This is a genomic window from Siphonobacter sp. SORGH_AS_1065 (genome assembly GCF_030818595.1).
Lineage (GTDB): Bacteria > Bacteroidota > Bacteroidia > Cytophagales > Spirosomataceae > Siphonobacter.
This window is the reverse complement of sequence record NZ_JAUTAM010000004.1, coordinates 4,309,145-4,322,229: the sequence shown is the minus strand read 5'-3', so window position 1 is coordinate 4,322,229 and position 13,085 is coordinate 4,309,145. Positions and strand designations below refer to the sequence as shown.

The 13,085-nt window shown below is 44.9% G+C and carries 14 protein-coding genes; 5 read left to right on the top strand and 9 right to left on the bottom strand.

What is annotated here, in order from left to right:
- Positions 1-45: 45 nt before the first annotated feature.
- Positions 46-1,179 carry a carboxynorspermidine decarboxylase gene (gene nspC / locus QE390_RS18695; RefSeq protein WP_307143291.1) on the bottom strand — a complete coding sequence of 378 codons (1,134 nt, stop codon included), beginning with the start codon at positions 1,177-1,179 and terminating at the stop codon, positions 46-48.
- 186 nt (positions 1,180-1,365) lie between these two features.
- Positions 1,366-2,331 carry an ADP-glyceromanno-heptose 6-epimerase gene (gene rfaD, locus QE390_RS18690; protein ID WP_307143290.1) on the bottom strand — a complete coding sequence of 322 codons (966 nt, stop codon included), beginning with the start codon at positions 2,329-2,331 and terminating at the stop codon, positions 1,366-1,368.
- 361 nt (positions 2,332-2,692) lie between these two features.
- Here rfaD and QE390_RS18685 point away from each other — a divergent pair, with 361 nt between their 5' ends.
- Positions 2,693-3,115, top strand: coding sequence for a 6-carboxytetrahydropterin synthase (locus tag QE390_RS18685; RefSeq protein WP_106638224.1), 423 nt, complete (start codon positions 2,693-2,695; stop codon positions 3,113-3,115).
- Between the two features lie 108 nt (positions 3,116-3,223).
- Positions 3,224-4,324 carry a lipid-A-disaccharide synthase gene (lpxB, locus tag QE390_RS18680; protein WP_307143289.1) on the top strand — a complete coding sequence of 367 codons (1,101 nt, stop codon included), beginning with the start codon at positions 3,224-3,226 and terminating at the stop codon, positions 4,322-4,324.
- A gap of 56 nt (positions 4,325-4,380) precedes the next feature.
- Here the strand turns inward: lpxB and QE390_RS18675 are convergent, their stop codons facing one another.
- The 5 genes from QE390_RS18675 to QE390_RS18655 form a co-directional block, all read right to left on the bottom strand.
- Positions 4,381-4,944, bottom strand: coding sequence for a 1-acyl-sn-glycerol-3-phosphate acyltransferase (locus tag QE390_RS18675; protein ID WP_307143288.1), 564 nt, complete (start codon positions 4,942-4,944; stop codon positions 4,381-4,383).
- A 58-nt stretch (positions 4,945-5,002) separates the two neighbouring features.
- Entirely contained in the window at positions 5,003-6,154 is a 1,152-nt protein-coding gene (locus QE390_RS18670; protein WP_307143287.1) for a site-2 protease family protein, read from the bottom strand.
- A 41-nt stretch (positions 6,155-6,195) separates the two neighbouring features.
- Positions 6,196-6,807: an HAD family phosphatase gene (locus QE390_RS18665; RefSeq protein WP_307143286.1), complete on the bottom strand. Its 612-nt coding sequence runs from the start codon at positions 6,805-6,807 to the stop codon at positions 6,196-6,198.
- A 54-nt stretch (positions 6,808-6,861) separates the two neighbouring features.
- A complete protein-coding gene (locus QE390_RS18660; protein ID WP_106638219.1) occupies positions 6,862-7,815 on the bottom strand; it encodes an acetyl-CoA carboxylase carboxyltransferase subunit alpha in 954 nt (317 codons plus the stop codon).
- A gap of 163 nt (positions 7,816-7,978) precedes the next feature.
- Positions 7,979-9,397 carry an MBL fold metallo-hydrolase RNA specificity domain-containing protein gene (locus tag QE390_RS18655; RefSeq protein ID WP_106638218.1) on the bottom strand — a complete coding sequence of 473 codons (1,419 nt, stop codon included), beginning with the start codon at positions 9,395-9,397 and terminating at the stop codon, positions 7,979-7,981.
- 281 nt (positions 9,398-9,678) lie between these two features.
- On the opposite strand from QE390_RS18655, the gene dacB reads away from it, so the two are divergent.
- From dacB to QE390_RS18640, 3 genes are all read left to right on the top strand, one after another.
- Positions 9,679-11,157, top strand: coding sequence for a D-alanyl-D-alanine carboxypeptidase/D-alanyl-D-alanine-endopeptidase (gene dacB, locus QE390_RS18650; RefSeq protein ID WP_307143285.1), 1,479 nt, complete (start codon positions 9,679-9,681; stop codon positions 11,155-11,157).
- 83 nt (positions 11,158-11,240) lie between these two features.
- A complete protein-coding gene (locus QE390_RS18645) occupies positions 11,241-11,726 on the top strand; it encodes a DUF1003 domain-containing protein (RefSeq protein WP_307143284.1) in 486 nt (161 codons plus the stop codon).
- A 103-nt stretch (positions 11,727-11,829) separates the two neighbouring features.
- On the top strand, positions 11,830-12,234 hold the full coding sequence (locus QE390_RS18640) for a hypothetical protein (RefSeq protein ID WP_307143283.1): 405 nt from the start codon (positions 11,830-11,832) through the stop codon (positions 12,232-12,234).
- Between the two features lie 4 nt (positions 12,235-12,238).
- Here the strand turns inward: QE390_RS18640 and QE390_RS18635 are convergent, their stop codons facing one another.
- Together QE390_RS18635 and QE390_RS24785 are read right to left on the bottom strand one after the other, a co-directional pair.
- Positions 12,239-12,598 carry an IS1 family transposase gene (locus QE390_RS18635; protein WP_307143282.1) on the bottom strand — a complete coding sequence of 120 codons (360 nt, stop codon included), beginning with the start codon at positions 12,596-12,598 and terminating at the stop codon, positions 12,239-12,241.
- A gap of 199 nt (positions 12,599-12,797) precedes the next feature.
- Positions 12,798-12,959, bottom strand: coding sequence for an IS1-like element transposase (locus QE390_RS24785; protein WP_373424549.1), 162 nt, complete (start codon positions 12,957-12,959; stop codon positions 12,798-12,800).
- Between the last annotated feature and the right edge of the window lie 126 nt (positions 12,960-13,085).

Here is a 13,085-nt window from a genome sequence, read left to right as displayed (position 1 = left end):
CAGCTTTTTTGCTGGCATCGATAATATTTCCGTCAATCAAAATTTCTAAGAAAGACGATCTTTATAACTTTCATATCCATAATTACGAACGAGCTGGAAGGTATCATCTTCTTTCCAGATACCAATGCTGGGTAGGTTAACTCCATTAAAGGTCGTCGTCTTTACCATCGTGTAGTGAATCATATCATCCAATACAATCTTGTCGCCTTCCTTCAGCTCTTCATCGAAACTATAATCGCCCATGTAATCGCCAGCTAGACAGGTGGTTCCTCCCATGCGATACGTAGGTTTACCAGCCACAGGGTCCTGATGAGCTCCTAAAATGCGGGGTTTGTAAGGCATCTCCAGTGTATCAGGCATGTGAGCGGAGAATGAAACGTCCAGCATGGCAACATCAATACCCTGAGCGTCTACTACATCCAGAACGGTAGAAACCAGTACGCCCGTTTGCCAGCCGACGGCTGAGCCCGGCTCCATGATGATTTTCAGGTGTGGGAATTTCGCTTTAAAATTCTTTAACACCTGAATTAAATGTTCGGGATCATAATCGGCACGAGTAATGAGGTGGCCACCACCCATGTTGAGCCATTTCACCTGCTGTAACAAATCCGCAAAGCGTTCTTCTACATGTACGAGTGTCCGCTCCAATGTGTGAGAATCGTTCTCACAAAGGGTATGAAAGTGCAGACCTTCAATTTCAGCGGGTAATTGTTCAGGCAACATAGCCCGGGTAACGCCTAAACGAGACCCAGGAACGCAGGGGTTATATAAATCAGTGGTAACTTCAGAATACTGAGGGTTAATACGAATCCCTACCGAAACGCCGGCAGCAGCAGCCTGCTTTCCAAACTTCTCAAACTGTCGCCAGGAATTGAAAGTCAGGTGAGAAGACCGTTCAATTAACTCTGCAATTTCGTCTTCGCGAATGACTGGGACGTAACTATGAGCTTTTGTACCCCATTCTTCATTAATGAGCCGGGCTTCATTGATACTACTGGCAGTAGCTCCTGCCAGGTATTGCCGCAGAAGGGGAAAGGTGCTGAACATGGAGTAACCCTTCAGGGCACAAATAATCTCCACACCCGCTTGTTGCTGTACGTACTTAAGCAGAGAAAGATTACGCTTCAATTTGGCTTCTTCGAGCACAAAACACGGAGAAGGAATCAGATTATAGTTCATGCTGACAAAAATAGCTATGGCTTTCAGAAATTATTGAGAACCTATAGAATCAAATTGTTAACTACTCGAATGAGTTCGATTCTAGACGAAAAATTTGTTTGAATTTGAGAGAGAAAGGTTTAAAAAAATAACGCCTGAAGAATTTCTTCAGGCGTCGGTATCTTCAGACACGAAAACGTTACGTTATTAAACGTACTTGGTGTCGTTCAGGTACTTCGTTACGTATTCGGTTACGCCTTCTTCCAGCGTGTGGAAAGGTTTGTCGTAACCAATCGAGCGAAGTTTGCTCATGGATGCTTCCGTGAAATATTGATATTTATCGCGAATGTCAAGCGGCGTATCGATGAAGTCAATGTTAGGTTCCAGGTTCATGGCTTTGAATGTACTCGTAACCAGATCCAGGAAAGTACGGGCTTTGCCACTGCCGAGGTTATAAATCCCGGAGTCTTTGCGACTGTACATCAGGAACATACAAACTTCAACCACATCGCGGACGTATACGAAATCACGCATCTGTTCGCCGTCTTTAAAATCGGGGTTATGCGAACGGAACAACTTCATGCCACCCGTCGATTTAATCTGACGATGAGCGTGCATAATCACCGAAGCCATGCGGCCTTTGTGGTATTCATTAGGACCGTATACGTTGAAGAATTTCAGGCCCGCCCAGAAGAAAGGCTTCTCTTCCTGTTGTAGGGCCCAGATATCAAACTGATTTTTTGATTCTCCGTAGGGATTCAATGGTTTCAGTTCTGGAATGAGACTTTCATTATCTTCATACCCTAACTCACCTAAACCATAGGTTGCAGCCGACGAAGCGTAGACCAGGGGAATCTGATAGGCTACGCATTTCCGCCAGATTTGTTTGGAATAATTAACGTTTAAATGATCTAAGATCTCGTAATTAAACTCCGTGGTATCGGTGCGGGCTCCAATATGAAAAATGAATTCTACTTCATGATAATTCTGATCGAGCCACTCAAAGAAATGCTCCCGATCAACGTATTCCTGAATGTTTTTATCTTCTAGATTTTTCTGTTTTTCAACATTCGAAAAATCATCAACGGCAATGATAAAATTGAATTTATCCTCGTTTAACCGTTGAATAAGATTACTTCCTATAAAGCCAGCGGCTCCGGTAACGATAATCATAGATCCTCGCAGTGTATGGAGAGTTTCGTTCGAATAGAAATTCTTTAAATAGAGAACAAAGGTAGGGGCATCGCTAGGTAAAACCTAGTCAAGATTTTGTGAAAAAATTGTATTTATTTAATAATATTCTTAATAAGTGTAGACTTTAGCGTAGGTGAAATAGTACGTAATTAATAAATCGACTAAAAATTGATAGCTAATTTCTGCTCAAATTCAGGAAAAGGAAAAATGTGGTTTTAGTTTGAATCGAAAAGAATAAATAGTAATAGAAAACCGTACCTTTGCGGTCTGTTTTGATCGGTGCTAGGTCGTTCCCACCGGATCAGAATCGGAAAATGTGGAACTTAGCAAGCACTGAACGATGGTATATGTATCAAGAGTAGAGCATTTTAATGCAGCCCACCGGGTTTATAATCCGAGTTGGAGCGATGAACAGAACTACGAGGTTTTCGGCAATTGTGCCAATCCTTACTTCCACGGCCATAATTTCGAACTGATCGTTACGGTGAAAGGCCTTCCGCACCCCGATACGGGCTTTGTGATGGATATGAAGCAGTTAGGCAAATTGGTTAAAGAACACATCGTTGAGAAGGTAGACCACCGCAACCTGAATCATGAGGTTGATTTTCTGAAAGATAAAATTCCGACCTGTGAGGTATTCGTCATGGAAATCTGGAAAATTCTGGCGGATAAAGTAACCGAATCCACCGCAGGCCGCAGCCAGCTTCACAGTCTAAAACTAATAGAAACTCCCAAGAATTTTGTGGAGTATTACGGAGAATAAACTAGTTTTCAGTTTGCTGTTTTCAGTTTTCAATTTCGAGTAACGGGCTTTTACTTGCTTATGCCATTTTAACTGAAAACTGCAGACTGAAAACAGTAAACTAAGCCCATGAAGTACTTTCTCATTGCCGGCGAGCGTTCGGGTGATTTACATGGTTCCAATCTCATCAAGGGCATTTTGCAGCACGACGCTTCGGCTGAGATTCAATGTTGGGGGGGGGAGTTAATGGAGGAAGCCGGAGCTCATCTACTGCATCATTACCGCGACTCCGCGTTCATGGGTTTCTGGGAGGTTGCCAAAAATTATGGAACCATCCGACGGCAGATGAAGGAGTGCAAACAGCATATACTTGCGTTTCGTCCTGATGTTCTGATTCTAATTGATTACGCTGGCTTTAATCTTCGCATGGCGACTTTCGCCAAACAACACCAGATTCGCACGTTCTATTATATCTCGCCCAAAGTCTGGGCCTGGAATCAGAAACGAGCGTTAAGAATCAAGCGGGTAGTGGATCGGATGTTCTGCATCTTTCCCTTTGAAGTCGATTTCTTCCGCAAGTTTGATTATGAAGTAGATTATGTGGGCAATCCTTTGCTGGATGCCATTGCTTCGTTTCAGCCCAATCCTGCTTTCAAAGCTAAACACGGACTGGACGAACGTCCGATCGTGGCCATACTACCCGGTAGTCGGGTGCAGGAAGTGAAGCGGATGTTACCGAAAATGTTGTCCGTACGGAATCAGTTTCCTCAGTATCAGTTCGTAATCGGAAAAGTTTCGAATCTTTCCGATGCGTTATACGCAACGGATGTAGCCGGCCTATCGTTTGTGACGGATGCTTCATATGATCTACTATCCGTTGCTCATTCGGCTCTGGTTACCTCAGGGACAGCTACGCTGGAAACGGCCTTGTTCAATGTTCCCGAAGTGGTTTGTTATGAAGCAGGAAGTTTAACCTACCTGATTGCCAAACAATTAGTCAAAGTCCCATTTATCTCTTTGGTGAATTTGATTGCGGATAAAGAAGTAGTAAAGGAGCTAATTCAGGAGGAATTTAATACCGAACGAATTGCGAAGGAATTAAAGCTGACGTTGGAAGGAGCATCCCGCCAAACGATGCTCAAGGAATACAAACGACTTCAGGAATTGATAGGTCAACCCGGAGCCTCCGAACGTACCGGAGGGCTAATGGTGAAGGCTTTGAAAAAGTAATGGTAACGCTAGAATAGAACTTCCCGAAGGGTTTAAACATTCGGGAAGTGAGTAGACTAAGCCTCCGATAAGTAATGCTGAATCCAGGATTTACGCGTTCCCTGCACCGTATTAAAGAAGCGGGCGATTTCGACTTTATCCTGATTCCAGTCGCCGGTAGGGCGAAAAGGTTCTCCGAAGTAAACCAGCTTTCTGGCGTAATCAAAAGCACAAAATATAATCGGAACCTGAGCTTTTAAGGCCATATAATAAAAACCCGTTTTCAGTTCCGTAACGTCGCCACGGGTACCTTCGGGAGTAACGCAAATGCGAAATTCCTGGTGATTGTTAAACAGGTCTACCACACTATCTACAAAGTTTTTGGTTTTGCCGCGATCAACCGGATAACCACCCATGGCCTTCATAAACCAGGCTACCGGAGCAGGTTTAAATAACTCTTTCTTACCCAGGTAATAAATCCAGTGACCTATAGCGGCCCGAGCTCCAACGCCGACGAAAAAATCTTTAGAGGTGGCGTGGGGAGCTACCATTAACACGTATTTGGATAAACTCGTTGGATAGGGACCTGCGAGCTTCCAGCCTGCTAAGCGAAATAGAGAAGCGGCAATCCAGCGAAACATTTTTTGTGTTCAGTTTAGAGTGTACGGTTTACAGTTTTGGAAAACAGGGCTTCAGGACTTACTCAAACATGATGAATGGTTTCGGACTAAAGCAAAGTACAAAAACCAGTAAAGAAAACCAGCCGAGTAACTGACGTTTCCAGCCAATGGGTACTTCGATTTCCGCTGGCGGATGGTAAACCCCCAGAAAACGTCCCAGCATGACCGCAAAAAGCAAAAATCCACGGTAACCTTCAACGGCTGGAAAAAAATAACTAATCACCAATTGCATCAGTACCATGCCCAAAGCCAGAGCAGCCACCGTCCAGCGATCGGGATGCAGGCGGCTCATGGCCATGAAATTCAGGCCAATATATGCTGCCAGATAACCCGCCTGAATGAGAAACTCGTCAGTATTACTCTGGTTAAAGTCCTGATATTTAAACCAACCGAGGCCCGCGTAAAACAGAAAAGCCACAAAGATGATGGGCGAAATAATACGATGCCAGCGACGACCTACTAATCCATACAGAATGTGCCCGCCGTCTAACTGACCGATTGGGAAAAGGTTGAGAGCCGTGAAAAAGAGTGACAAATACCCCGCAAACAGAAAGGGATAATTCGCCATGTCGTACGGAGAAGGAACGGGTCCGGTGGCAACAAATTTCTCGAAAAACCAGAATAATAAGTTATCGCCCAGTTTGACAGCTCCGCGTCCGGCCAGAGCTTCTTCGGTATAGACGTGCTGCGGATATTGATTACCCAGGGCTTTCCACTCGGGGTGAATGGTGAAGATATAATCTGCGGGCGGTAAGTGCGTAAACCCGTACCAAAGTAGGCCCAGGGCAACGAAAAAACCCGCCAGTGGACCAGCAATGCCAATATCAAAGTATTGCTGGTTGGTCTTGACCCGGCTTCTAAGCTGAATAAAGGCCCCCATGGTGCCCATGGTGGTAAAAGGGCCAAACCAGAGTGGAATATAAAAAGGTAGGGTAACTTTTACCTTATTGTAGCGAGCCGTGAAATAGTGACCAAATTCATGAAACGTTAAGACCAGCAGAAAAGGAACGGAAAAGTATAATCCCTCTAAAACCTGCGTAAACGTGAGTGGCGGATTCGCATAAAACAAGGAAGTACCGTGCATCCACTCGGCTCCGGCGATAGTGGTGGTAACGAGGGTTACTACGAATAAGAGTATCTGAATGAATAGTCGACGCCGGGTGCGGCTCATAGATATACGTTTTCTTAAGTGTGGGCTGAATGAATAAATGGCTAGTAATCCAGCAATTTATCCAGAACACTGCCAATGGGATTCAACCAGATCGTTTGTATGCCAACGGTGGCAGCCGCTTCAATATTATCGGCGTTGTCATCAATGAAGAGGGTTTCTTCCGGTAATAATCCGCCACCTTCCCGCAGAGCCTGTCGGTAAAATTCGGGATCTGGTTTCATGAAACCCATTTCGTAGGACAAAAAAGGTTTCTCAAAAAGACTCATAAAATCGTACCCAAGCGAATCGGCACGCTTCAGAATCTCCGTTACATGGATGGAATTAGTGTTACTCAGTAGAAAAACGCGGTATTTTTTAGCCAGTTCCTGAATACGTGCCAGACGTTCTACGGGCATTTCGAGTAATAAAGCACACCAGGCTTTATCGATTTCTTCGTCCGTCCAGCTTCCGTTAAATTCATTGCGGAGCGAATTACGAAAATCGGCTTCGTTTACTTTTCCAATTTCAAATTGATGAAAGAAAGCTTTTTCGTGAAAAAGTCGGGTAGCTTCTTCTTCCGAAAGATTAGCCATTTGAGCAAAAGCCCGGTAAGTCAGCGGAACGTCAATATCAATAATGACATTCCCCATATCGAAGATAATATTCTTGATCATAAGATAGGTTATGAAGGAAAAATGGTTTCGAGCCGCAACCCGAAACCATTCGTATTATTCTGAAAAAACGCCCATTTTCGAGAACTTCTCGATTCGTTGATCGATGCGTTCTTCGGGAGACAGGGCTAACAAGTTATGAATACGGGTAAGTAATTCATTCTTGAGAATTTCAGCCATTCGGTCGTGGTCGAGGTGAGCTCCTCCCAGTGGTTCAGGAATGATTCCATCAATCAGACCATTATTACTCATGTCCGTTGCCGTTAACTTAAGAGCTTCGGCTGCCTGTTCTTTGTAATCCCAGCTTCTCCAGAGAATAGAAGAGCAGGATTCGGGTGAAATAACAGAATACCAGGTGTTTTCCAGCATTAATACCTGATCGCCAATGGCAATCCCTAAAGCACCACCAGACGCACCTTCACCGATGATGACACAGATCACGGGAACTTTCAGCATGAACATTTCCCGTAAGTTACGAGCGATGGCTTCTCCCTGACCGCGTTCTTCCGCTTCCAAGCCGGGAAATGCACCGGGCGTATCAATCAACGTAACAATAGGAACATTGAATTTCTCCGCCATTTTCATCAGGCGAAGGGCTTTGCGGTAACCCTCAGGGTTGGGCATTCCGAAGTTACGGAACTGACGTTCTTTGGTATTACGGCCTTTTTGCTGACCAATGATCATGACGGGCTGCCCATCCAGAGTGGCAAAACCACCGACGATGGCTTTATCGTCAGCTACCTGGCGATCTCCGTGAATTTCAATGAAGTCCGTGCAGATGCGGTGGATATAATCCTGTGTATAAGGGCGATCGGGGTGACGTGAAACTTGGACCCGCTGCCAGCGAGTCAGGTTACGGAACGTCTCTTTTTTAAGATCTACTAGTTGGTTTTCTAATACCGTGGTGGCCGAAGAAACGTCTAGATTTTTTTCGGCGGCCAGCCGTTTCATTTCCTCAATCCGGGATTCCAGTTCGGCTATGGGCCGTTCAAAGTCGAGTAAAGTTCGCATAAACAAGTTTCTGGGTTCCTATTCGTTAGCCAGGGGCTACGTACCAAAAATGGTTAGGGCGGTGCAAAAGTAATAAGAAAAGCGGGTGATCGCAGTTCTTTTGACGTTTAGCTACCTAGTTTTAACGGATTTGCGGTTGAATGGGTGGCTCATTACGAAGTTATTATAAATCGTAACTCTGCCCTTTAAGCGGAATTTCCACGTTTGCATACCCTTCGTCGTTCAGTAAATTAGCGAAGGTCTGCATGGATTTTTCTTCCCCGTGAATCAGGAAGATACGCTTTAATCGCGTCGGAGACTGGTATTTAACAAAATTCACCAGATCCTTCTGATCGCCGTGACCACTAAAGACATCGATTTTTTCAATCTTTGCCTGTACCGTATGTTCTACGTCTTTGACACGCAAAGTATTCTGACCATTCAGTAGTCGCCAGCCCAGGGTATCTTCAGCGGCATAACCTACTAAAAGAATGGTACAGTACGGGTTTCCAATGTTAGCTGCCACGTGCTGTTCGACGCGACCGCCAGAAACCATCCCTGAAGCCGAAATGATGATGCAGGGTTCGTTATGGTTGGAGATGGCCCGGCTGGCTTTTTCGCTTTCAACGAAAGTAAGGTTCTTGAAATCAAATAACCGACCATGCTTTTCCTTGAAATCCTTTGCTTCCTGATTCAGGTATTTAATATTGCGTTCGTAGACTTTCGTCGTGGAATGAGCCAGCGGACTATCACTGAACACCCGAATGGGTTTGAAACCTTGCTCTGAGTATAAGCGGTTGAGCGTAAACAGCAACGCCTGCGTTCGGCCCACCGAGAAGGCTGGAATAATCAGCCGACCGGGAATGTTAATGCAGGTTCTGCGAATAACATCCGCCAAAGCTTCCTCTGGCGAGCGGGTGTCTTCGTGCAGACGGGCTCCATACGTACTTTCGCAAATCAGGTAATCTACCTGTGGTACGGGAAAAGGCTCGCTGTGAAGCGGATAGTTTTTACGACCCAAATCGCCCGAAAAGCAGAGGGTTTTCGTTTCTCCGTTTTCAGTAATTTCCAGCACAATATGAGCAGCCCCTAATAAGTGACCTGCCGGAATAAAGGTAATCCATAGGCCTTCCTGAACCTGAAATTTCTGATTGAAGGCAATCGGAACAAAGTTTTCCAGCGAGTCATCGACGTGCTTATCCAGATAGATGTCGCCTTTCTTCTCAATCCGGGCCATGCGTTTCCTTTTCTTGTTGGAATCGCCGGTAGCCCGGGTTAATCGTTTCTGGTTCAGATGGGCGGCATCCAGTAATAACAGCCGGGTCAGATCATAACTAGGGGAGGTGCAGAGCACTTGTCCTTCGTAGCCATCGCGGTAGAGGTTGGGAATGTTACCGGAATGGTCAATGTGGGCATGCGTTAGCAAAACCAGGTTAATCGTCGTAACATCAAACGGAAATAATGCTTTTGGCTCTTCTTCTTCCTCCACGCTGCGACTCATGTTGGTGCCGCAATCCACTAGAATCCGGTAATTATTCGCCAGCTCCAGCAAATACATACTACCCGTGACCTGCCGGGCAGCACCCCAAAAAGTTAGTTTCATTGTATATCTTCAAAGCCACTATAGCCCAAGCACTCTAGTCGAAAGGCCGGTTCTATTAGGTACACCTAAAATCGAAGGGTCGTTTGTCGAGAAGAGATTTCCACTTTGCTGCCTGAAGAATAGAATATTCGATTCAGAAGGGCACAGCCCCGTAATCAGGCGGAAAAGCGGTGTAAATTCGCGTCGGGCTACACCAGTGGCTTATGGTTAGTGACTAGCAAATCAGGCAAATCTACCAAAAGAAACCCGAACTTGAGCATCCTCAGTATATCCAAACCCGAATGAACCGCATCTATTTCCTGATTATTTCCGTCTTTTTTGCTTCTTCCTCGTTTGCTCAAAACATTGACACGTTGGCCCAGGAGGCTCTGATTCGCCGATTAGACTCTTTGCAAAACAGCTTTTTTATGCAACATGGAAGCGTTTCGGCCTGCATCAAGTCCGTGAAAACCGGGCAAACGGTATTGGCTTTCCACCATCGGAAATCGGTGCCTCCGGCCTCAACTATGAAGCTGATTACCACCGCAACAGCTCTGGCCGTATTGAATCAGAACTTTACGTATATCACGACGCTTGAGACAGACGGAGTTATTCGAAATGATACCCTGTTTGGTAACCTGTGGATTCGGGGTTCGGGCGATCCTTCACTGGGCAGTGGTCGTTTTAAATCAACACCGACCTTACCCACCTTATTAAAAAGCTGGGCGACGGCTTTGCGAGATAAAAAAATACGTCATATGACGGGTCGCGTTATCGGAGACGGTAGTGTTTTTGACGAAAATAGTATCCCCGGCGGCTGGCCCTGGGAGGATTTGGGTAACTATTACGGAGCTGGAGTTAGTGGACTCAACATGAACGAGAATAAATTCCGAGCTGTTTTTAAACCCGGTACTCAGCTTGATGATCCAGCAGGCTTGATTCGTACGGAACCTGCCTTGCCCGGTTATACCTTGATTAACCGCGTGAAAACCGATGGTCCCCGGTCGGGCGATCAGGTCACTATCTATTCAACGCCGCTGGGGTCTCAGTATTTCCTGGAAGGATACGTACCCCAGGGTCCGGCGGAATTCGGGGTACAGGGAAGTTTGGCTAATCCCAGTTTGTTCACGGCCACCGCTTTGCAGCAAGTATTACTGGAAAATGGCATTACGATGGGCGATACCTCGCAAACGTCTTTCGATTTTTTGAGAAGAAATCAGGCCTTAGCTTTTCGGGATACGCTGGCAAAAGTTCAATCACCCACCTTAAAAGACCTGGCAACCGAATGTAATTTCCAAAGTATTAACCTCTACGCCGAAGCTTTTCTGAAAACCATTGGAGTGGCGTTGAATTACGGAAATACGACGCAGGATGGGGTAAAAGCTCTGGAAAAAATCTGGACATCGAAACGCGTAAGTCTGGCTGGGTTTCGGATTAAAGATGGAAGCGGACTGTCGCCCCAAAGTGTGCTTACACTCGACACGATGACAGATATCCTGGCCGTAGCCGCCCGGGAATCTTACTTTCCGGCTTTCTATTCGACCATTGCTGTGTTGGGGAAAAATGGAACGGTTAAGAACATGGGTAGGGGTACAAAAGCAGCCGGTAATGTCAGAGCTAAGAGTGGAAGTATCGGAGGGACCCGGGCTTTTGCGGGCTACTTCAATGGAAAAAACGGGCAGCTTTACGCATTTGCCTTCAATATTCAGCAGTATGATTTAAACTTCGGCAGTTCCACTCGTGAACTGGAAAAGTTAATGGTAATGATGGTCAATTTATAAAATAAATTATTATAACGATTTAGTAACGTTAAAAATGATGAATGACTCACATAAGTTCAGAAAGCTGGCTCACTTGAAAAAAAGTGGAAACGGAACTCGAAAGCTCGGATCAGACCTTGCAGCAGGTACATTCCTGGGTAAGGGAAACGATTGTCGATGAGACTTTAATCACGCAGAAAATTTCGGAAACGGAGGCAGACGAGCAGCCTAGTTTCGGTAATCGCATGGCCGATGGGGTAGCGGAATTTGGGGGAAGCTGGAAGTTTATTCTCAGTTTCATGGCCTTCCTCATCATCTGGATTGCGATCAACAGCCTCTACTTTATTCTACAGAAACCCTTTGACCCTTACCCATTTATCCTGTTAAATCTCATCCTTTCCTGCGTAGCGGCCATTCAGGCTCCGATTATCATGATGAGTCAGAACCGACAGGAGGCCAAAGATCGGCAACGGGCCAGGAACGATTACGCCACTAATCTAAAAGCAGAAATCGAAATTCAGCGTTTACACGATAAAATGAATTTTCTGCTGGATGAAATTGCAGATTTAAAGGCGAAGCTTGGGCAGTGAAAGGGTGGGATTGCAAATCCCGGACAGACGGCTTTCGGATTGTAAATCCGAAAGAGCAGAGGCAAATACGCTGGCCTATTTGATGCTTATAATTGTCATTAAAATGGATCACAAAAAAGAAATCATCTCTATTATAGAACAAACTATTCCGAAAGGAGTATACAGCTTTCAGGAGGAATATTACCTGTCTGAAAAAATGCTTCTGTTTAACAAACGGGTGACAGATAAGTTAATGCAAGATTTCATGAAGTGGTCTAACCTACTGGCAATAATCCGTACACGGATAAATTTTGTATTTGATGGAACCATGGGTTCAAATAGGTGTTACACAGCGACCATCATTTCAGAATGTGGTCATGAAAAAGAACACTTTGATCTACTAGTCAGCGTTGCTGCTCCATTTTATAGTATCGTATTTTGGCAACCTGGAAAAGCTCATCAAAAGCTAATCAAAAGAGATAATCTGGACGAATTAAATAGTAGCGTTAGCTGGATAAGAGAATGGTAGTGCTCTAAAAGTGTAAACCAAAAAAGAATCGATTAATAAATAAGCCAATCACCGCATCATGCATAAATTGAGATTTAGAAAATGCAATAGTTTTACGAGCTAACCTTTTTATTCGAGAACGAAGCGTAAGGTGTTTTCTTTCAATGGATTGCATTTGTGCTTTATCGATAACTCTTGTGTTTTGATCTAGGCAATCTAGATAAGCCCACCGTAGCGACGGTCGCCACGCATCTGTTATCCATTTTCTAACGCTCAATTGAGATTGTTCTAGAAGTAATAAAAGTTTTTTAAATGTGGCATTAGTACGTCTTCCAATCGAAACGCCGAATCGATGTAAAAGCAACAATTTTACCGGTAGAGGCATCCTCTGCCCACGGCAGCGGCCGACCGTCACAGCCAACGCGGATTTTTCTTTTTGCCTGCATAACTCCATTCCATGGTGGCCACCTCTCATCCACCTTTAAAATGAGATGGTTAATCGTTTTTGATTGATATTCTGGATTACAACTAACGACGTAACCGCAGCGGCGGCCGCTACTTTTTTTTCAAATATTTAGCAACAGTCATTGCAGTTCCACTGTGGAACTTATACCAAGTACCCGCCCCGTTTCTCGTACACCGTTACCATTCAATGCCATTTCCACAATTTTATCTTGAACCGCTCGCTCATGACCTCGATTGACATAACTTTTAACAAACGTCTTCCCGTGCGACGGTCGCCACATTTATAGCAACGGTATCGTGGCTTACCTCCGGGGGTTATTCCGTGTCGCTTAACTAATTCAATATCTCCACAATGCTTACATGAAATTGATTCGTATACCATTCTCAAATATAATGCATTTACACTT

Excerpts from the sequence above, each read along its gene's own strand:
- QE390_RS18640 (WP_307143283.1), top strand. The coding sequence starts at position 11,830 with ATGGATCACAAAAAAGAAATCATCTCTATTATAGAACAAACTATTCCG.
- rfaD (WP_307143290.1), bottom strand. The coding sequence starts at position 2,331 with ATGATTATCGTTACCGGAGCCGCTGGCTTTATAGGAAGTAATCTTATT.
- dacB (WP_307143285.1), top strand. The coding sequence starts at position 9,679 with ATGAACCGCATCTATTTCCTGATTATTTCCGTCTTTTTTGCTTCTTCC.
- QE390_RS18655 (WP_106638218.1), bottom strand. The coding sequence starts at position 9,397 with ATGAAACTAACTTTTTGGGGTGCTGCCCGGCAGGTCACGGGTAGTATG.
- QE390_RS18675 (WP_307143288.1), bottom strand. The coding sequence starts at position 4,944 with ATGTTTCGCTGGATTGCCGCTTCTCTATTTCGCTTAGCAGGCTGGAAG.
- QE390_RS18665 (WP_307143286.1), bottom strand. The coding sequence starts at position 6,807 with ATGATCAAGAATATTATCTTCGATATGGGGAATGTCATTATTGATATT.
- nspC (WP_307143291.1), bottom strand. The coding sequence starts at position 1,179 with ATGAACTATAATCTGATTCCTTCTCCGTGTTTTGTGCTCGAAGAAGCC.
- QE390_RS18670 (WP_307143287.1), bottom strand. The coding sequence starts at position 6,154 with ATGAGCCGCACCCGGCGTCGACTATTCATTCAGATACTCTTATTCGTA.
- QE390_RS18660 (WP_106638219.1), bottom strand. The coding sequence starts at position 7,815 with ATGCGAACTTTACTCGACTTTGAACGGCCCATAGCCGAACTGGAATCC.
- QE390_RS24785 (WP_373424549.1), bottom strand. The coding sequence starts at position 12,959 with ATGTGGCGACCGTCGCACGGGAAGACGTTTGTTAAAAGTTATGTCAAT.
- QE390_RS18685 (WP_106638224.1), top strand. The coding sequence starts at position 2,693 with ATGGTATATGTATCAAGAGTAGAGCATTTTAATGCAGCCCACCGGGTT.
- QE390_RS18635 (WP_307143282.1), bottom strand. The coding sequence starts at position 12,598 with ATGCCTCTACCGGTAAAATTGTTGCTTTTACATCGATTCGGCGTTTCG.
- lpxB (WP_307143289.1), top strand. The coding sequence starts at position 3,224 with ATGAAGTACTTTCTCATTGCCGGCGAGCGTTCGGGTGATTTACATGGT.